We start from the raw sequence: 19,730 nt of genomic DNA on the forward strand, positions 1-19,730 counted from the left end.
TGAGGTTGTTTTCCACAGCGGTCAAGTGGTCCCTGTGGCTGCTGCTCGCTGCATTGCTGCTGCTCACGGTCGCCTGGGGTGCGCTGCATGGATTCATTGTGCCGCGAATCGGCGAGCTGCGCCCCGCGCTGGAAACCCGGGCCAGCCAGGTGCTGGGGATTCCGGTGCGCATCGGCGCGATCAGCGCCCGCACCGAAGGCCTCGTGCCCTCCTTCACCCTCGAGGACGTGGTGCTGCTGGATCCCCAGGGCCGCGAGGCGCTGCGGCTGCCCCTGGTGGTGGGCGCCTTGTCCCCGCACTCGCTGTGGAATCTCGGTTTCGAGCAGCTCTATATCGACCGCCCCACGGTGGCGATCCGGCGCGCCGCCGACGGCCGCTTCTACATCGCCGGCATCGATGTCTCGCGCGGCAGCCACAACGAGGGCCGCGCCGCCGACTGGTTCTTCAGCCAGCGGGAATTCATCATCCAGGGCGGCACCATCGAATGGATCGACGAACAGCGCGGCGCACCGACGCTGGCGCTGGGCCAGGTCGATTTCGTCGCCCGCAACCAGGCGCGGCGCCACCTGCTGCGGCTGGACGCCACGCCGCGGGCGGAATGGGGCCAGCGCTTCATGCTCACCGGCATGTTCCGCCAGCCCCTGCTGACCACCAACGCCGGGCGCTGGCAGGAGTGGACCGGCGAGTTGCACGCGGACTTCGGCGCGGTCGACCTCTCGCTGCTGCGGCAGTACGCCGACCTCGGCATCGACATCGCGCAGGGCCGCGGCCGGCTGCGCGCCTGGGCCGACCTCGAACGCGGCCAGCTCGTCGGCGGCACCGCCGACGTCGTGCTGACCCAGGTGCGGGCCACCCTGGGCGAGGCGCTGGAGCCGCTGGTGCTGCAATCGGTGTCCGGCCGGCTGGGCGGCCAGCGCACCGCCACCGGCTTCGCCTTCCAGACACAGGACCTGCAGTTCCTGACCGAGGACGGCCAGGCCTGGCCGGGCGGCAACGTCGCCGTGACGTGGAGCGACGCCGAGGGCCTCGCGCCGGCGCAGGGCGAACTGCGCGCGGACCGGCTGGACCTGAAGGCGCTGAGCCAGATCGCCACCCGCCTGCCGCTGGGCGCGCCGACGCACGAGGCGCTGCAGGCCTATGCGCCGCAGGGGCTGGTCGAAACGCTGCACGCCCGCTGGCAGGGCCCGCTGGAGGCGCTGGAGAAGTACGAGGCGCGCGGGCGGGCCGTGCGGCTGGAGACGGTGCCGCAGGCGGACCCGCAGGGCCACGCCGGCATCCCGGGCGTGCGCGGGGCGGCGCTCGATTTCGATTTCAACCAGGGCGGCGGGCGCGCGCGGCTGGCCATCGCGCAGGGGGCGCTGGACTTCCCCGGCGTGTTCGAGGAGCCGACCATTCCCGTCACCAGCCTGGCCGCCGACGTGCAGTGGCAGGTGCGCGGGGAGCAGCTGTCGCTGAACGTCACGAGCCTGAAGTTCGCCAATGCCGATGCCGAGGGGGAGGCGCGCGCGAGCTGGCGCACGGCGGACGCGAAGTCCGGCGCGGCGCGCTTCCCGGGCGTGCTGGACCTGCAGGGCAGCCTCAGCCGCGCCGACGGCGCGCGCGTGTGGCGCTACCTGCCGCTGGCGGTGCCGAAGCAGGCGCGCGACTACGTGCAGGAATCGGTGGTGAGCGGCGCCGCCACGGGCACGAAGTTCCGCGTGAAGGGCGACCTGCGCCGGTTCCCCTTCCCGGAGGGCGCGGGCGGCGAGTTCCTGGTCGCGACGCAGGTGCGCGACGTGACCTATGCCTACGTGCCGCCCAGCCTCACCCAGGGCAACGGCGTGTGGCCGGCGTTCACCAACCTGGCCGGCGAGCTGGTGTTCGAGGGCAACGGCATGCAGGTGAAGGGCGCGGCCGGCCGCGTGCATGGCCGGCCGGGCCTGCAGATGCGCGCCGATGCGCGCATCCCCGATTTCCACCAGCCGCGGGTGAACGTGGCGGGGCGCATCCAGGGGCCGGTGAGCGAATCGCTGGCGATCGTCAACACCTCCCCGGTGGCGGCGATGACCAGCCAGGCGCTGGCCCGGACCACCGGAACCGGCAACGCCGACGTGGACCTGCGGCTCGCGCTGCCGCTGCACGACCTGACGCGCTCGCAGGTGCAGGGCACCGTCACGCTGGCCAACAACGATGTGCAGATGTCGCCCGACAGCCCGCCGCTGGCGCGCGCCCGCGGCACGGTGCTGTTTTCCGAGAAGGGCTTCCAGCTCGCCGGCGTGCAGGCCCGCGCGCTCGGCGGCGAGGTGCGGCTGGAGGGCGGCACCCGCCCCGGCGCGCCGGGCGAGCCCGCGACCGTGCAGCTGCGCGGGCAGGGCACGGTCACGGCCGAAGGGCTGCGGCAGGCGCGCGAACTCGGTTTTCTCGCCCGGCTGGCCCGCGATTTCAGCGGCGCCACCGGCTACACCCTGGCCCTGAACTTCCGCCGCGGGCCGCCCGAAGTGCAGGTCCTCTCCAACCTGCAGGGGCTCGCGGTGGGCCTGCCGCCGCCGCTGAACAAGCCCGCCGACGCCATGCTGCCGCTGCGCTACGAGACGGCGCTCACGCGCGAGTCGCTGGCTCCGCAGGCGAAGCTGCAGGAGCTGCTCTCGGTGGACCTCGGCCGGGTCGGCTCGGTCAGCTTCCTGCGCGACCTGTCCGGCGCCGAGCCGCAGGTGGTGCGCGGCGCGATCGGGGTCGGCCTCGCGTCCAACGAGGGCGTGGTGATGCCGCCGGAAGGCGTGATGGCCAACGTGCAGCTGGCGAACTTCAACATCGACGCCTGGGAGGATGCGCTGGCCCGCGTGGGCGGCGGCGATGCGGCGCCTGCGCCCGCCCCCCCCACCCCGGCGGCCGGCACGGCGACGGCCGCCCCGGTGGCGCGCGACATGGGCGCCAGCCTGTCCTACCTGCCGACGATGATCGCGGTGCGCGCCCGCGCGCTGAGCATGGACGGCCGCACCCTGCACAACGTGGTGGTGGGCGGCTCGCGCGACGGCCGGGTGTGGCGCGCCAACGTCGAGGCCGACGAGCTCAATGGCTACATCGAATACCGGCAGCCGCAGAACGCGGGCGCCGGCCGCCTGTACGCCCGGCTGGCGCGCCTCAGCATGGCCGCCTCCGCCGCCACCGAGGTGGAGGAATTGCTGGACCAGCAGAGCGCCATCCCGGCACTGGACGTGATCGTGGACGACTTCGAGCTCAAGGGCCGGCGGCTCGGGCGGCTGGAGATCGACGCGGTCAACCGGGGCGCGGGCACGGTGGCGCGCGAAGGCGGCATCCGCGAGTGGCGCCTCAACAAGCTGAGCCTCGCCATGCCGGAAGCGACCTTCACGGCGTCCGGCAACTGGGCGGCGCTGGGCGAGCAGCCGGCGGCGCCGGGCGGCCCGCGGCCCGATGCCAAGCCGGGGGAACGTCGCCGCACCTCGATGAAGTTCCGCTTCGACATCGCCGACGGCGGCGCTCTGCTCACCCGCATGGGCATGAAGGACGTGCTGCGGCGCGGCCGCGGCGCGATGGAGGGCACCGTGTCGTGGGTCGGCTCGCCGCTCGCGCTGGACTATCCGACCCTGGCAGGCAGCTTCAACGTCTCCGTGGAGAACGGTCAGTTCCTCAAGGCCGACCCCGGCATGGCCAAGCTGCTGGGCGTGCTGAGCCTGCAGTCGCTGCCGCGCCGGCTGGCGCTGGACTTCCGCGACGTCTTCAGCGAGGGCTTCACCTTCGACTTCGTGCGTGGCGACGTCAACATCGAGCACGGCATCGCCTTCACCAACAACCTGCAGATGAAGGGCGTGAATGCTGCGGTGCTGATGGAGGGCAAGGCCGACATCGCGCGCGAAACGCAGGACCTGAAGGTGCTGGTGGTGCCCGAGATCAACGCCGGCACCGCCTCGCTGGTCGCCACCGCGATCAACCCGGCGATCGGGCTCGGCACCTTCGTGGCGCAGCTGTTCCTGCGCCAGCCGCTGATGCGGGCCGCGACCCAGGAATTCCACATCGACGGCACCTGGGCCGAGCCGCGCATGAGGCGCGTGGGCCGCAACGGCCAGAACGAGACCACCGGCGCCTCCGGCACGACGCCCGAACCCACCACTCGCTGAACCGGGGAGACCGCATGAAGATCGCAGCCCTCCAGACCGTCTCCGGCTCCGACCTGCCCGCCAACCTCGAAAGCGCCTCCGGCCTGCTGGCCGAGGCCGCGCGCTCGGGTGCGGAACTGGCGGTGCTGCCCGAGTACTTCTGCCTCATGGGGCAGCGCGACACCGACAAGCTCGCGGTGCGCGAGCCCTTCGGCGACGGCAAGGTGCAGGCCTTCCTGGCGCAGCGCGCGCGCGAGCTAGGGATCTGGATCGTCGGCGGCACGCTGCCGCTGGTGGCCGGCTCCGAGAAGCACGTGCGCAATTCCAGCCTCGCCTTCTCGCCGCAGGGCGAGTGCGTGGCGCGCTACGACAAGATCCACCTGTTCCGCTTCGACAACGGGCGCGGCGAGCAGTACGACGAGGCGCGCGTGATCGAGGCCGGGCGCGCGCCGCAGGCCTTCACGCTGCGCTCGCGCGACGGGCACGACTGGCGCGTCGGCCTGTCGGTCTGTTACGACCTGCGCTTCCCCGAGCTGTACCGGGCGCTGAAGGCCGACCTGCTGCTGGTGCCCAGCGCCTTCACCTACGGCACCGGGCAGGCGCACTGGGAGCTCCTGCTGCGCGCCCGCGCGGTCGAGAACCTGGCCTACGTGGCGGCCCCGGCGCAGGGCGGCCGGCACGACAACGGGCGGCGCACCTGGGGCCATTCCATGGTGGTCGATCCCTGGGGCGAGGTGCTGGCGCAGCGCGGGCAGGAGGGCGCCGGCGTCGTGCTCGCCGAGCTCTCGCAGGAGCGCCTGCGGCAGGTGCGAACCCAGCTGCCGGCGCTGGATCACAGGGTGTTGTGAGCGCCGCACGGCCGCCCGAAGGCGCTCGACCCCTCCGCTTGCGGAGGGGGGATGCGAAGGCCGCGCAGCGGACAAGCCTGGGGGAGGTACTCAAATAACGTCGAATTTCGTTCCCGGTGTTTCGTCGATCCGGCTGTCCACGCTCAGGCGCTGGTCGCTGTGGGTGCTGCTGGGCGTGCTCGTGGTGGGCATGCTGGTCACCCTGGTGTACCTGGCCGCGCGCTACGAGGCGAGCGTCGCGCAGGCCAACGTCGAACGCGACGTCGCCGATGCGCTGAGCGACATCCGCTCCGGCCTCACCCGCAACGTCCAGGAACTGCAGGCGCTTCAAAGCGGACAGCCGACCCGCGAACAGTGGCGGGCCGAGGCCGACCGGCTCCTGCGCTCGCACCGCGAGTGGGTGCGCATCGAGTGGCGCGGCCCGCGCCTGGAACTGGTGCAGGGCGCCGACACGCTGTTCCGCACGCCGGTGTTCGCCCGTTTCGGCCGCGAGAACTCGCTGCCCGAGGTGCAGCAGGCCTGCGCCACCGCCACCCGCATCAGCAGCCACGCCTACGCGCGCAGCCACTTCGTGCCGCAGGCCGACGGCCTGGGGATGGAACTGATGGAACTGTGCCTGCCGCAGGTGGAGGCGGGTCGCCTCGTGGGTTTCGTGGTCGCGACCTATTCGCTGGCGGACCTGCTGGCCACGCACGCGGGTCCGCAGCTGGGCAAGAGCCAGGAGATCTCCTTCACCGAGGCCGACGGCACCCGGCTGGCCATGCACGGCCTGGCGCGGCGCGGGCGCCGCGTGTTCTCGGCCCAGCAGCTGCTGGACCTGCCCGGCAACACCATGGTGCTGCGCATGGACAGCTGGCGCCGCTCCGAGCCGGACCTGTTCCCCAACGTGCTCACGGCGCTGGTCACGGTGATGTCGATCGCGCTGGTGACGGTGCTGTTCATGCTGGGCCACGACACGCGGCGGCGCCTGCGCGTGGAGCAGGACCTCGCCGACGCCCTGGCCTTCCGCAAGGCGATGGAGGACTCGCTGGTCACCGGCCTGCGGGCGCGAGACCTGCAGGGGCGCACCACCTACGTCAACCCAGCCTTCTGCCAGATGGTGGGCTTCAGCCCCGACGAGCTGATGGGCAAGGGCGCGCCCGCGCCCTACTGGCCGCCCGAGCGCGCCGAGGAATACCGCAAGCGGCAGGAGGTGCGGCTGGCCGGCCGCAACGCGCCGCCGCGCGAAGGCTACGAGTCGGTCTTCATGCGCAAGAACGGCACCCGCTTCCCGGTGCTGGTGATCGAGGCGCCGCTGATCAACGCCCAGGGGCTGCAGACCGGCTGGATGAGCGCGGTGCTGGACATCAGCGAGCAGCGCCGCGTCGAGGAACTCTCGCGCGCCAGCCAGGAGCGGCTGCAGGCCACCGCCCGGCTCGCGACGGTCGGCGAGATGGCCTCGCTCCTGAGCCACGAGCTGAACCAGCCGCTGGCGGCAATCTCCAGCTACGCCAACGGCTCGATGAACCTGCTGCGCCATGAAGGCGTGTCCGCCGGCGAGCTGCAGGTGGCCATGGCGCGCATCGCCGAACAAGCCGACCGCGCCGGCCGCGTGATCAAGAGCGTGCACGACTTCGTGCGGCGGCGCGACCAGGCGCGCGAGGCGGTCGCGCCGCAGGCGCTGATCGACGCGATCCTGCCGCTGATGACCCTGCAGGCGCACAAGCTCGGCGTGCGGGTGGAGATCCGGACGCCGGAAGGCCTGCCGCGCGCGCTGTGCGACCGCACGATGGTCGAACAGGTGCTGCTCAACCTGGCGCGCAACGCCATGCAGGCCATGGACGAGGCGCGGGTGCCGAATCCCGAGCTCCTGATCCAGGTGCGCGCCACCTCGGCCAGCGAGTCCGGCAAGCGCTGGCTCGAGTTCTCGGTGGCGGACCGCGGGCCGGGCATTCCGGACGAGGTGAAGAAGCAGTTGTTCACGCCCTTCTTCACGACCAAGGAGGAGGGCATGGGCCTGGGCCTCAGCCTCTGCCGCACCGTGATCGAACAGCACGGCGGCGGCCTGCTGTTCGAACCCAACGCGCCGCAGGGTACGATCTTCCGATTCACCCTGCCCGCCGAAGCGTCCGCCCCCTGACCATGCAACCTGCCGCCGATGCCACCGTCTTCATCGTCGACGACGACGCCGGCGTGCGCGAGGCGCTGGCCTGGCTGCTGCGTTCGCGGCGGCTGCTGTCGTCCAGCTTCGGCAGCGCCGAGGAGTTCGAGACCATGCTGCAGGGCGGCTTCCAGCCCGGACAGCCCTGCTGCCTGCTGCTGGACGTGCGCATGCCCGGCATGAGCGGCCTGGCGCTGTTCGAGAAGCTGGTCGAGCGCCAGCTGCAGCAGGTGATGCCGGTGATCTTCCTGACCGGCCACGCGGATGTGCCGACGGCGGTCGACATGGTCAAGCGCGGCGCCTTCGATTTCTGCGAGAAGCCCTTTTCCGACAACGCGCTGGTGGACCGGATCGAGGAGGCCCTGCGCCGCTCCGCCGAGATCCAGGCCTCGCAGCGGGAGAAGGGCGCGCTGCAGCACCGGCTGGACGACCTGACCGACCGCGAGCGCGACGTGATGCGCCTGGTGGCCAAGGGCCTGCCCAACAAGCTGATCGCCGACCAGCTCGCCATCAGCGTGCGGACAGTGGAAGTGCACCGGGCGCGCGTGTTCGACAAGATGGAAGTGAAGTCCGCGGTGGAGCTGGCGAACCTGCTGCGGGATCTTTGAGGGGACTTCAAACCAAATACCGAACGCAGAGAGCGCGAAGGTACGCAAAGGACGCAGAAAACATCCTTTAAAGGTCTTTTCTGCGTCCTTTGCGTACCTTCGCGCCCTCTGCGTTCGGCTGTTGGGTTTTTCGAGCCTAGGATGCGTCCCGATCGGCGTCCCGCGGCGGTTCCCCGCCCTTGCGGCCGGAGAACATCGTCCACCAGACGATGGCCACGAGCAGCACCAGCGCGGCGAGCGCTTCCAGCAGAATCAACAACATGGTCCGGGTCCTGATATCTGCCGGCATTCTAGGAATGCTGGCCGCCTGCACTTCGGTGCCGCTGCCGCGCGTCCAGCCGCCAGCGTCGCCGCCGCAGGCTGCCCCCGCCGTGGCGCCCCCCGCCGCGGCGCCCGAGGACGGCGTGGCGCCACCGCCGGCGGTGCGCGGCAAGGCGCGCTGGGTGCCGGCGCGCTGGTCCGAGCTGCCCGGCGTCGCCGACGACGCCCTGCACGAGGCGTGGAACGCCTGGATCCGCAGCTGCGAACGGCCTCTGCCGCCGCACGCCGCCTTGTGCCCCGACGTGCGCCGGCTGTCGATCGCGAACGCCGACGAACAGCGCGCCTGGCTGCAGCAGCGGCTGCAGCCCTACCGGATCGAGCCGCTGCAGGCCGCCGAATCCCTGCTCACCGGCTACTACGAGCCGATGCTGGACGCGTCGCGCCTGCCCACGGCGGCGCAGCAGGTGCCGCTGTTCCGTCCGCCCGCGGACCTGGCCACCCGGCGCCCCTGGTACACGCGGCAGGAGATCGACACGCTGCCGCAGGCGCGCGCGGGCCTGCGCGGGCGCGAGATCGCCTACGTGGCCGATCCGCTCGACGCGCTGGCGCTGCAGATCCAGGGCTCGGGGCGGCTGCGGATCGCCGAGCCCGATGGGCGGGTGAGCGTGGTGCGGGTCGCGTTCGCCGGCACCAACGAGCAGCCCTATCGCAGCGTCGGTGGCTGGCTGCTGCAGCAGGGTGCGCTGCGCGACGCCTCCTGGCCCGGGATCAAGGCCTGGGCGCGCGCCAACCCCCAGCGGCTGCAGGAGATGCTGTGGAGCAATCCGCGCGTGGTGTTCTTCCGCGAGGGGCCGCTGACGGACCTCGACGCGGCGTTCGGTCCGCGGGGCGCGCAGGGCGTGCCGCTGACGCCCGGCCGATCGATCGCGATCGAGAAGGACAGCGTGCCGTACGGAACGCCGATGTGGCTGTCTTCGCCGGGGCCGGTGCTGTCGCTGAACCGGCTGGTCTTCGCGCAGGACACGGGCAGCGCCATCGTCGGCGCCGTGCGCGCCGACTACTTCACGGGCTGGGGCGCGGAAGCGGGCGAGGTGGCCGGCCGCCTGAAGCAGCCGCTCGCCTTGTGGGTGCTTTGGCCTCGCTGAGATTCCCAAACCAAACAGCCGAACGCAGAGGCCGCAGAGAAGCGCAAAGGACGCAGAAAATACCTTTGAAGGATGTTTTCTGCGTCCTTTGCGTACCTTTGCGCCCTCTGCGTTCGGCTGTCAGGTTTTCGTTCCCTGCCCCCTCAAATGCCCCAACGGCAAGCTGCTGCTCGCCTTCACCTCCCCCAGCGAGAAGCTGGTGTGCAGGTCCTTCACGTTGGGCAGGTTGATCAGCACCTCGCGGGCGAGCTGCGAGAAGGCGTCGAGGTCGCGCGCCACCACCTGCAGCTCGAAGGTCCCGGTGCCGCTGATGTAGTGGCAGGAGACGATCTCCGGGATCCGGCGGATCGCCTCTTCCATCTCCCGGGTCCGCTCGCCCGTGTTGCGCTCCGCGTCCAGCCGCACGAAGGCCAGCACGCCCAGGCCGATGCGGCGGCGGTCGATCTCGGCGTGGTAGCCCTTGATGAAGCCGGCTTCCTCCAGCGCCCGCACGCGGCGCCAGCAGGGCGCGGCGGACAGGCCCACGCGCTGCGCCAGTTCGGCGTTGGTCAGGCGCGCGTCGGCCTGCAGCTCGGCAAGAATATGGATGTCGTAGCGGTCAAGCGTTTCCATTTTCGCCCGGGTTGAGAAAGATTCTTTCCCATCCTAGCCGTTGGCGGGCATGAAAAGCAAAGACATATCCGGACTCGGGACATACACTGTGCAGCCGCAGTCAGGCCATGCGCACACTGGCCCCTCAGGAGACAAGCCGAAGATGAACGCACCGCTGCCCGAACACATTCGCAAGGCGCTGGAAACCGTCACCCTCGACGACAAGTATTCGCTGGACATGGGCCGCGCCTTCATGAGCGGCGTGCAGGCGCTGGTGAAGCTCCCCATGCTGCAGCGCCAGCGCGACGCGCTGGCGGGCAGGAACGCCGCCGGCTTCATCAGCGGCTACCGCGGCTCGCCGCTTGGCGGCTACGACCAGGCCCTGTGGAAGGCGCGCAAGTACCTGCAGGCGCAGAACATCGTGTTCCAGCCGGGCGTCAACGAGGAACTGGCCGCGACGGCGCTGTGGGGCACGCAGCAGCTCGGGTTCGCGCCGCCCGGCTCCAACAAGTTCGACGGCGTCTTCGGCATCTGGTACGGCAAGGGCCCGGGAGTGGACCGCTGCTCCGATGTCTTCAAGCACGCCAACATGGCCGGCACCACTCCCTGGGGCGGTGTCATCGCCGTGGCCGGCGACGACCACGTGGCCAAGAGCTCGACGGCGGCGCACCAGAGCGACCATATCTTCAAGGCCTGCGGCCTGCCGGTGTTCTTCCCGGCGACGGTGCAGGAAATCCTCGACATGGGCCTGCACGCCTTCGCCATGAGCCGCTACGCCGGCGTCTGGTCGGGCATGAAGACGATCCAGGAGATCGTCGAATCCAGTGCCACCGCGGTGATCGACCCCGAGCGGGTGCAGATCCAGTTGCCCACCGACTTCCGCATGCCGCCCGGCGGCCTGCACATCCGCTGGCCCGACGCGCCGCTGGAGCAGGAGGCGCGCCTGTTCGACTTCAAGTGGTACGCCGCGCTGGCCTACATCCGGGCCAACCGCCTGAACTACAACGCCGTCGCCACGCCGCACGACCGCTTCGGCATCATGGCCAGCGGAAAGGCCTGGAACGACACGCGCCAGGCGCTGCTGGACCTGGGCCTCGACGACGACACCTGCCGCCGCCTCGGCATCCGCCTGCACAAGGTGGGCGTGGTCTGGCCGCTGGAGGCGCAGGGCACGCGCGAATTCGCCGAAGGCCTGCGCGAGATCCTGGTGGTGGAGGAAAAGCGCCAGGTCATCGAGTACCAGGTGAAGGAGGAGCTGTACAACTGGCGCCCCGACGTGCGTCCCAACGTGGTCGGCAAGTTCGACCAGGACGACGGCTTCTCCGGCGGCGAGTGGTCGGTGGCGAACCCCAACGAGCACACCCTGCTGCGCGCCAACGCCGACCTGTCGCCGCACCTGATCGCACGCGCCATCGCCCGGCGGCTGAAGAAGCTGGGGCTGGACGGCGACGTCCAGGCCCGCATCGACGCCCAGCTCGCCCTGATCGAGGCGAAGGAACGCGCGATGCAGGTGGTGGAGGTGAAGGGCGAGCGCATGCCCTGGTTCTGCTCCGGCTGTCCGCACAACACGTCCACCGTGGTGCCCGAGGGCTCGCGCGCGATGGCCGGGATCGGCTGCCACTTCATGGCCGTCTGGATGGACCGCGCCACCGTGGGCTTCACCCAGATGGGCGGCGAGGGCGTGCCGTGGGTCGGCCAGCAGCCCTTCTCCAACGAGAAGCACGTGTTCGCCAACATCGGCGACGGCACCTACTTCCACAGCGGCCTGCTGGCGATCCGGCAGTCCATCGCGGCCGGCGTGAACATCACCTACAAGGTCCTGTACAACGACGCCGTCGCCATGACCGGCGGCCAGCCGGTGGGCGAGCGCCCCGAGGGCCACACGCCCCTGCAGATCGCGCAAAGCCTCGATGCGGAAGGCGTGAGCCGCCTGGTCGTGGTCACCGACCAGCCGGAGAAGTACCAGGGCGCGAAACTGCCGGCCGGCGCCACCGTGCACCACCGCGACGAGCTCGATCGCATCCAGCGCGAGCTGCGCGACACCGCCGGCGTCACGGCGATGATCTACGACCAGACCTGCGCCACCGAGAAGCGGCGCCGTCGCAAGCGCGGCACGATGGTCGATCCGGCCCTGCGCGTGATGATCAACGACCTGGTCTGCGAAGGCTGCGGCGACTGCAGCGCCAAGTCCAACTGCCTCTCGGTGGAGCCGCTGGAGACCGAGTTCGGCCGCAAGCGCACCATCAACCAGAGCACCTGCAACAAGGACACGAGCTGCCTCAAGGGCTTCTGCCCCAGCTTCGTGACCGTCGAAGGCGGCAGCCTGAAGCGCAAGGCGAAGAGCCAGTCCGCGCCCTCGCCCTACGAGGGCGGCGAGATCCCCGAGCCGCAGCTGCCCCGCACGCCGGAGGCCTACGGCATCATCGTCGCCGGCGTCGGCGGCACCGGCGTGATCACCATCGGCCAGCTGCTCGGGATGGCGGCCCACATGGAAGGCCGCGGCGTCGTCACCCAGGACTCCGCCGGGCTGGCGCAGAAGGGCGGCGCGACCTGGAGCCACGTCCTGATCGGCGACACGCAGGAGGCGATCCGCACCACCCGCGTGAGCATGGCCGCCGCCGACCTGGTGATCGGCTGCGACCCGATCGTGGCCGCCAGCAAGGAGACCGTGCTGCGCATGCGCCAGGGCCGCACGCGCGTCGCGCTCAATGGCCATGCCACGCCGACGGCCGCCTTCGTGAAGAACACGGAATGGGCCAATCCTTCGGACGCCTGCGCCGGCGAGATCGCCAAGGCGGTGGCCCCGCAGGACCTGGCGGCCTTCAACGCCGAGGAGCTGGCGGCCCGGACGATGGGCGACAGCATCTACACCAACCCCATGATGCTCGGCTACGCCTGGCAGAAGGGCTGGATCCCGCTGGCGCGCGAGTCGCTGCTGCGGGCCATCGAGCTCAACGAAGTGGCGGTGGAGAACAACAAGGCCGCCTTCGAATGGGGCCGCCGCGCCGCCCACGACCCGGCCCGCGTCGCCGCGGTGCTGGCCCCCGCCGCCCAGGTGGTCGCGTTCCGCAAGCGCGAGACGCTCGACGACCTGGTGGCGCGCCGCGTCGAATTCCTCACCGACTACCAGAACGCCGCCTATGCGGCGCAGTACCGCGAACTGGTGGAGCGGGTGCGCGCGGCCGAGGCGCCGCTGGGCAAGACGACCCTGGCCGAGACGGTCGCCCGGGGACTGTTCCGCCTGATGGCGTACAAGGACGAATACGAGGTCGCGCGCCTGCACGCCGACACCGGCTTCCGCGAGAAGGTGGCGTCGCAGTTCGAAGGCGACTTCAGGATCCACTACCACCTGGCGCCGCCGCTGGTCGCGAAGCGCAACGAGAAGGGCGAGCTGGTCAAGCGCAAGTTCGGGCCCGGCACCATCCATGTGTTCCGCCTGCTGGCCCGCCTGCGCGGCCTGCGCGGCACGGCACTGGACGTCTTCGGCCGGACGGAGGAGCGCCGCACCGAGCGGGCCCTGATCGAGGAATACCGCGCCACGGTGCTGGAACTGCTGCAGGGCCTGGAGCCGGGCAAGCATGCCCTGGCGGTGCAGATCGCCGGCCTGCCGGAGAAGATCCGCGGCTACGGCCACGTCAAGGCGCGCAACCTGGAGCAGGTGCGGCCGCAGTGGCGCGAGCTGCTGCAGCAGTGGCGGGGGGAGCCCGCCGCGCACAGGCAGGCCGCCTGACGCCGACTGACGGGGTGCGGCCACCAAGCCGCACCGGTGTTGTCGGAACTGGTCAGTGCCGGAGGGCGCCGCATACAATGGCCGATTGTGCGGCGGGGTCCCCCTGCCGCCGGCCTTCCAGCTGGAGTCACCGTGTTCATTTCTTCCGCCTTCGCCCAAGGGGCGCCGGCCGCCGCGGGCGGCGACATGTCGTCCTCGTTCATGAGCCTGCTGCCGCTCGTGCTCATGTTCGTCGTCCTCTATTTCGTGATGATCCGGCCGCAGATGAAGCGCCAGAAGGAACATCGCGCCATGATCGAGGCGCTGGCCAAGGGCGACGAGGTGGCAACCTCGGGCGGCTTGCTGGGCCGGGTCACCAAGCTGGGTGACAGCTACCTGGGCGTCGAAGTGGCCCCCGGCGTGGAAGTACAGGTTCAGCGCACGGCCGTCGTGCAGGTCCTGCCCAAGGGCTCCATCAAGTAAGTCGGAAGTCCCCCGCCGGGCGTTCAGCCAGGCTGACGCGCCCGCCACCCGACACCCGACGCCCAACGGCCGACCATGAACAGATATCCTCTCTGGAAATACGCGATCCTCCTGGTCGCGTTGCTGATCGGGGTGCTCTACACCCTGCCCAATTTCTTCGGCGAGGACCCGGCCGTCCAGGTCTCGTCCGGCCGCAGCAGCATCTCCATCGACCAGACCACCCGCGCCCGCATCGAGCAGGCACTGGGGCAGGCCGGCATCAAGCCGCTGGCCATCGCGGTCGACCCCAACTCGGTCAAGGCCCGGTTCGAGAACACCGACATCCAGCTCAAGGCCAAGGATGCGATCCAGCGTTCGCTGAACCCGGACCCGAACGACGCCGGCTACGTGGTGGCGCTCAACCTGCTGTCCAAGACGCCGCAATGGATGGCGTCCATCAATGCGGCGCCCATGTACCTGGGCCTGGACCTGCGCGGCGGCGTGCACTTCATGCTGCAGGTCGACATGCAGGCGGCGCTCACCAAGAAGGCCGAATCCTTCGCGGGCGACCTGCGCAGCATCCTGCGCGAGAAGAACATCCGCCACGCCGGCATCGAGCGCAGCAGCCAGGCGGTGGTGGTGCGCTTCCGCGACCCCGAGGCGCTGACGGGCGCCCGCAACGTGATCGCCGACCAGTTCCCCGACCTGCTGGCGGCGGAGAAGGTCGAGGGCGACACCACTGTCATCACGGCGACGATCAAGCCGGAAGCCGCGCGCCGCATCCAGGACCAGGCGCTCAAGCAGAACATGGTCACCCTGCACAACCGGATCAACGAGCTGGGCGTGGCCGAGCCCGTGATCCAGCAGCAGGGCGTGGACCGCATCGTGGTGCAGCTGCCCGGGGTGCAGGACACCTCGCGCGCCAAGGACATCCTGGGCCGCACCGCCACCCTGGAAGTGCGCATGGTGGACGAGAGCACCGAGGGCCGGTCCGCCGAACTCGGCACCGGCGCGGTGCCCTTCGGCGCCGAGCGCTACATGGACCGCGAAGGCCGCCCGGTGATCGTCCGCAAGCAGGTGATCCTGACCGGCGAGAACCTGACCGACGCCCAGGCCGGCTTCGACAACCAGACGCAGGAAGCGGCGGTGCACCTGACGCTGGACGCCAAGGGCGCGCGCATCTTCCGCGACGTGACGCGCGAGAACGTCGGCAAGCGCATGGCCATCCTGCTGTTCGAGAAGGGCAAGGGCGAGGTCGTGACGGCGCCGGTGATCCGCACCGAGATCGGCGGCGGCCGGGTCCAGATCTCCGGCCGCATGACGACCAAGGAAGCCAACGACGTGGCGCTGCTGCTGCGCGCCGGCTCGCTGGCCGCGCCCATGGAGATCATCGAGGAGATGACCATCGGCCCCAGCCTGGGCGCCGAGAACATCGCCAAGGGCTTCCACAGCGTGGCCTGGGGTTTCGCGGCCATCTGCGCCTTCATGATCGTCTACTACATGCTGTTCGGCGTGTTCTCCAGCGTGGCGCTGGGCGTGAACCTGCTGCTGCTGGTGGCGATCCTGTCGATGCTGCAGGCCACCCTGACGCTGCCCGGCATGGCGGCCATGGCGCTGGCGCTGGGCATGGCCATCGACTCGAACGTGCTGATCAACGAACGGGTGCGTGAAGAATTGCGCAATGGCGCCTCGCCGCAGGCGGCGATCCACGCCGGCTACGACCGCGCCTGGGCGACCATTCTCGATTCGAACGTCACGACGCTGATCGCGGGCGTGGCGCTGCTGGCCTTCGGCACCGGCCCGGTGCGCGGCTTCGCGGTGGTCCACTGCATCGGCATCCTGACCTCCATGTTCTCCGCGGTGTTCTTCTCGCGGGGTCTGGTGAACCTCTGGTACGGAAGGCAGAAGAAATTGAAGGCGGTCTCCATCGGCACGGTCTGGCGGCCGGGCGCCGATGGCGCTATAACCAAGGCAGAGTAGGCGTTGCGCCAACGGGCGGCTATCGCCTGCATAAGGACAAAGTAGTGGAGTTCTTCAAGATCCGGCGGGACATCCCGTTCATGAAGAATGCGCTGGTCTTCAACGTGATCTCCCTGGTCACGTTCCTGGCAGCCGTCTTCTTCCTCGTCACGCGGGGGCTGCACCTGTCGGTGGAGTTCACCGGCGGCACCGTGATGGAGGTCAGTTATTCGCAGCCGGCGGACGTCGAGAACGTGCGCCGCACGGTCAGTTCCCTGGGCTTCACGGACGTCCAGGTGCAGAACTTCGGCACCGCCCGCGACGTCATCATCCGGCTGCCGGCGCAGAAAGGCGTCAGTTCCGCGCAACAGAGCGAGCGCACCCTGCAGGCCCTGAAGGCGACCGATCCGGCCGTCACCCTGCGCCGGGTGGAATTCGTCGGGCCGCAGGTCGGCGAGGAACTGGTCTCCAACGGGCTGAAGGCCCTGGCCATGGTGGTCGCGGGCATCATGCTCTACCTCGCGGTGCGCTTCGAGTGGAAGTTCGCCGTCGCGGCCATCATCGCCAACCTCCACGACGTGGTGATCATCCTCGGCTTCTTCGCCTTCTTCCAGTGGGAGTTCTCGCTGGCGGTGCTGGCCGCGGTGCTGGCGGTGCTGGGCTACTCGGTCAACGAGTCGGTGGTGATCTTCGACCGGATCCGCGAGAACTTCCGGCGCTACCGCAAGATGAACACGGTCGAGACGATCGACAACGCGATCACGTCGACCATCAGCCGCACGATCATCACCCACGGCTCGACCCAGATGATGGTGCTGTCGATGCTGCTGTTCGGCGGCGCCACCCTGCACTACTTCGCCCTGGCCCTGACCATCGGCATCCTGTTCGGGATCTATTCCTCCGTGTTCGTCGCCGCGGCCATCGCCATGTGGCTGGGCATCAAGCGCGAGGACCTGGTGAAGGGCGACCGCAAGCGCGAAGGCGATCCCAACGACCCCAACGCGGGCGCCACCGTCTGAGGCAGGCCTGATGTCTTCCACGCTCGGTCCCGCAGCGGCACCCCTGGCACGGCAGGCGCGCGAGCGCTTCGTCACGCACATGGAAGGCGTGCTGCCGGAGATCTCGGAGGCGATCCGGACCTCGCTGAGCGAGCAGATGAACAACGCCGAGAGCAGCCGCGAGATGCAGCAGCGCCGCGATGCCCTGGTGGAATTCGAGCAGTCCGCCACCCGCTGGGTGGACCTTGCCGGCAAGGCGTGGCGGCGGGCGGTGGTGCCCCCGACGACCACCGGCCGGGCCCGGCTGGAAATGGGCACCCTGGAGCTGATCGGCGACGACGTCGTCGAGAACAAGATCCTGTCCTCCCGCCTGGCGATGGCGGTGCAGGAGAAGGCGGTCTGGGAACTCAACGACCTGAAGCTGCGCATCACGCACCTCGAAGGCGGCGAGGAACTCGCCAGCGAGGACGTGCTGCGGCCCGAGGCGCTGGCGCAGACGCTCGTGGAGCAGTGGACGGCGGCGGCATTGCCGCGCGACACGTGGGTGCTGGCCAAGGAGGTGATCCAGAAGCTCATCGTGCCGCGCGCCCTGGAGGGCTACAAGAAGGCCAACGAATTCCTGGTCCAGAGCGGCGTGCTGCCGCACATCGACCTGAAGTCGCGGGTGAAGCGCCCGCCGCGGGGCCCCGGCCGCGGGCCGGTGCCGCCGCATGCCGGCGAGGCGCCGCAGGGCGATCCGACGGCCGCGGGTGCCGACCTGGGCTACGGCGGCTACGGGGCCGCCGGCGGTCCGGCGGGTCCCGGCGGACCGGCCGGCGCCATGGATCCGGGGGCGGGCGGCGGCTACGGCGGCGGCCATGCAGGCGGAGCGGGCGCGTATGCCGGTGGAGCGGGCGCATATGCCGGCGGAGCGGGCGGCCATGGGGCCGCGGGGGGCGGCTGGGCGCCGGGTGCTCCCGGTGCTCCCGGTGCTCCCGGTGCTCCCGGCGGCGGAGCCTGGGGCCACGGAGCCGGCGGCGCCGCCGCGGGTGGAGGCGCTGGCTACCACGGTCCGGCCGGTGCGAACGGCGCACCGGGCATGGCCAACGGCAATGGCATGGGGAACGGCGGCGCGGTCGATTCCTTCTTCGGCCCCAGCCCGGCCACGGCCGCCGCGGGAGCGGGCGACACGATCAGCGCGACCGGCACCTCGCCGCTGGCGCGGGCGCGCATGCGCGCGACCGGCGTCATCGGCCAGCTGAAACGGCTGCTGCGCGAGCGGGTGGCCGGCTACGACAGCGTCGAGGTCGGGACGATGCAGCCCTCGGCCTCGCTGGTCCAGGCGGTCACGCACCACCAGACCCAGGTGCAGACCCAGGTCCAGACGCGCCAGAACGACGCGATCACGCACGGCGACGTGGTGATCTTCGACGACGACGCCGTCGAGGAAGTCGCCCTCGACCTGCGGCAGCGCACCCAGCAACTGAAGCGGCAGGCGGCCACCCATTCGGAAAAGGCCACCATCGAGATCGTGGCCCTGATGTTCCAGGCGATCCTGTCGGAGGAACGCATCCCGGCGGCCATCCGCGTGTGGTTCGCGCGGCTGCAGATGCCGGTGCTGCGCGTGGCCCTGTCCGAGCCCGAGTTCTTCGGCTCGCTGGAGCACCCGGCGCGCCAGCTGATCGACCGCATGGGCGCCTGCGTGATGGGATTCGACGCCAGCGCCATCAGCGGCAGCGCGCTGGAGACCGAGGTCAAGCGGGTGGTGCAGGTGATCGAGCAGTATCCCGAGACCGGCCGCCGCGTCTTCCAGCTGGTGTACGACGAGTTCCAGCGCTTCCTGGCGCGCTACCTGACCGAGAAGGGCCCGACGCAGAAGCTGGTCAGCGTCGCCCAGCAGGTGGAGCAGAAGGAGACGATGGCGGTCCAGTACACCATCGAGTTGCGCAAGATGCTCAACGACGTGCCGGTGCGCGAAGAGATCCGCGAGTACCTGTTCAAGGTCTGGGCGGAGGTGCTGGCCGTGGCGGCGGTGAAGAACGGCCCGCAGCACGAGGAAACGCTGGCGCTGAAGAAGTCCGCGTCCGACCTGGTGTGGGCGGCCAGCGCGAAGCCGAACCGCAACGACCGCGCGAAGGTGATCCAGGACCTGCCGGACCTGCTGACGCGCCTGCGCCGCGGCATGTCGCTGCTGGGGCTGGAGGCGGGCGAGCAGGAGAACCACATCAAGGTGATCGGCGACACCCTGGCCGACGCCTTCCTGTCCAAGACCGAGGCGATCCCGCACGCGCGCATCGAGGAGATGACGCGCCGGCTGGCGAACCTGGAGGACTTCGTGTCCGACGACGCGGCGGGCGAGCTGCCGCTGGACCAGGAAAGCATCGAGATGATGCTGGGCATCGACGCCTCGATGATCGAGGTGATCGGCTCCGGCGGCACGCAGCCGAGCGCGGCGATCATGTCCTGGGCCAACGAGCTGACCCTGGGCAACTGGTTCACGCTGGACCACAACGGCCGGATCGTCCAGGTGCAGTACGCCTGGTGCAGCGACCGCCGCCAGCTGCACCTGTTCGCCGCCGGCGACGGCTACTGCTACCTCATGCCGGTGCGGCGCCTGGCTTCCTACCTGCAGGCCGGCCTGCTGGTGCCGACCGAGGAGGAAGCGCTCACCGTCCGTGCCACGCGCGACGCGCTGGCGAAGCTGGATGCGAATCCGGAACGGCTGCTGCAGTAAGCGCGTCCTCCCGAAACGGAAAAGTGTTGACGTAACCGGCACAGACCGCACAGCACCTTGCTGTGCGGTCTTTCTCTTTGCTGAAGAAGCCTTCTCGGCAGCAGTACGCCATGGACGGCCGCTTTCAGCTGCTCAAGGGGCTACCGCGAAGGCCGGGCGAGTCTGGTCAGGCTACGCCGCGTACAAGCCGAGAACCCGTGGC

12 protein-coding genes are annotated in these 19,730 nt (G+C 70.2%); 10 read left to right on the plus strand and 2 right to left on the minus strand.

Annotation, left to right across the window (positions count from 1 at the left end; all coding sequences use genetic code 11):
* The first annotated feature begins 5 nt into the window (after positions 1–5).
* From JJ685_RS26605 to JJ685_RS26620, 4 genes are all read left to right on the plus strand, one after another.
* The gene (locus JJ685_RS26605; protein ID WP_236599302.1) at positions 6–4,115 is read left to right on the plus strand and encodes a YhdP family protein; all 4,110 of its coding nucleotides are present in this window, start codon (positions 6–8) and stop codon (positions 4,113–4,115) included.
* 14 nt (positions 4,116–4,129) lie between these two features.
* A complete protein-coding gene (locus tag JJ685_RS26610; protein WP_201677406.1) occupies positions 4,130–4,942 on the plus strand; it encodes a carbon-nitrogen hydrolase family protein in 813 nt (270 codons plus the stop codon).
* Between the two features lie 190 nt (positions 4,943–5,132).
* Complete coding sequence (locus JJ685_RS26615; protein ID WP_201677465.1) at positions 5,133–7,061, plus strand: ATP-binding protein; 1,929 nt, start codon at positions 5,133–5,135, stop codon at positions 7,059–7,061.
* Between the two features lie 2 nt (positions 7,062–7,063).
* Positions 7,064–7,690: a response regulator transcription factor gene (locus JJ685_RS26620; protein ID WP_201677407.1), complete on the plus strand. Its 627-nt coding sequence runs from the start codon at positions 7,064–7,066 to the stop codon at positions 7,688–7,690.
* A gap of 136 nt (positions 7,691–7,826) precedes the next feature.
* On the opposite strand, the gene JJ685_RS30160 is transcribed toward JJ685_RS26620, so the two are convergent.
* A complete protein-coding gene (locus JJ685_RS30160; protein ID WP_269117447.1) occupies positions 7,827–7,952 on the minus strand; it encodes a hypothetical protein in 126 nt (41 codons plus the stop codon).
* Here JJ685_RS30160 and mltA point away from each other — a divergent pair.
* The gene (mltA, locus tag JJ685_RS26625; RefSeq protein ID WP_236599303.1) at positions 7,900–9,096 is read left to right on the plus strand and encodes a murein transglycosylase A; all 1,197 of its coding nucleotides are present in this window, start codon (positions 7,900–7,902) and stop codon (positions 9,094–9,096) included. The genes JJ685_RS30160 and mltA overlap by 53 nt on opposite strands.
* Positions 9,097–9,216: 120 nt before the next feature.
* On the opposite strand, the gene JJ685_RS26630 is transcribed toward mltA, so the two are convergent.
* A complete protein-coding gene (locus JJ685_RS26630; RefSeq protein WP_201677408.1) occupies positions 9,217–9,708 on the minus strand; it encodes an Lrp/AsnC family transcriptional regulator in 492 nt (163 codons plus the stop codon).
* Positions 9,709–9,850: 142 nt separating this feature from the next.
* On the opposite strand from JJ685_RS26630, the gene JJ685_RS26635 reads away from it, so the two are divergent.
* The 5 genes from JJ685_RS26635 (at position 9,851) to JJ685_RS26655 (ending at position 19,528) form a co-directional block, all read left to right on the plus strand.
* Entirely contained in the window at positions 9,851–13,417 is a 3,567-nt protein-coding gene (locus JJ685_RS26635; RefSeq protein ID WP_201677409.1) for an indolepyruvate ferredoxin oxidoreductase family protein, read from the plus strand.
* 132 nt (positions 13,418–13,549) lie between these two features.
* Positions 13,550–13,879 (plus strand): preprotein translocase subunit YajC, encoded by a 330-nt coding sequence (gene yajC, locus JJ685_RS26640; protein WP_201677410.1) that lies wholly within the window; start codon positions 13,550–13,552, stop codon positions 13,877–13,879.
* A gap of 75 nt (positions 13,880–13,954) precedes the next feature.
* Positions 13,955–15,838, plus strand: a complete 1,884-nt coding sequence (gene secD / locus JJ685_RS26645) for a protein translocase subunit SecD (RefSeq protein ID WP_201677411.1) — start codon at positions 13,955–13,957, stop codon at positions 15,836–15,838.
* Between the two features lie 44 nt (positions 15,839–15,882).
* Positions 15,883–16,836, plus strand: coding sequence for a protein translocase subunit SecF (gene secF / locus JJ685_RS26650; RefSeq protein ID WP_201677412.1), 954 nt, complete (start codon positions 15,883–15,885; stop codon positions 16,834–16,836).
* A gap of 10 nt (positions 16,837–16,846) precedes the next feature.
* Positions 16,847–19,528 carry a DUF1631 family protein gene (locus tag JJ685_RS26655; RefSeq protein ID WP_201677413.1) on the plus strand — a complete coding sequence of 894 codons (2,682 nt, stop codon included), beginning with the start codon at positions 16,847–16,849 and terminating at the stop codon, positions 19,526–19,528.
* Positions 19,529–19,730 lie beyond the last annotated feature (202 nt).

Origin of the sequence: Ramlibacter monticola (genome assembly GCF_016722785.1) — a bacterium.
In the GTDB taxonomy this organism is placed as follows: Bacteria; Pseudomonadota; Gammaproteobacteria; order Burkholderiales; family Burkholderiaceae_C; genus Ramlibacter; species Ramlibacter monticola.

Coding starts and splice junctions, on each gene's coding strand:
- JJ685_RS26610 (WP_201677406.1), top strand. CDS start 4,130: ATGAAGATCGCAGCCCTCCAGACCGTCTCCGGCTCCGACCTGCCCGCC.
- JJ685_RS26615 (WP_201677465.1), top strand. CDS start 5,133: ATGCTGGTCACCCTGGTGTACCTGGCCGCGCGCTACGAGGCGAGCGTC.
- JJ685_RS26620 (WP_201677407.1), top strand. CDS start 7,064: ATGCAACCTGCCGCCGATGCCACCGTCTTCATCGTCGACGACGACGCC.
- mltA (WP_236599303.1), top strand. CDS start 7,900: ATGGCCACGAGCAGCACCAGCGCGGCGAGCGCTTCCAGCAGAATCAAC.
- JJ685_RS30160 (WP_269117447.1), bottom strand. CDS start 7,952: ATGTTGTTGATTCTGCTGGAAGCGCTCGCCGCGCTGGTGCTGCTCGTG.
- JJ685_RS26630 (WP_201677408.1), bottom strand. CDS start 9,708: ATGGAAACGCTTGACCGCTACGACATCCATATTCTTGCCGAGCTGCAG.
- JJ685_RS26635 (WP_201677409.1), top strand. CDS start 9,851: ATGAACGCACCGCTGCCCGAACACATTCGCAAGGCGCTGGAAACCGTC.
- secD (WP_201677411.1), top strand. CDS start 13,955: ATGAACAGATATCCTCTCTGGAAATACGCGATCCTCCTGGTCGCGTTG.
- JJ685_RS26655 (WP_201677413.1), top strand. CDS start 16,847: ATGTCTTCCACGCTCGGTCCCGCAGCGGCACCCCTGGCACGGCAGGCG.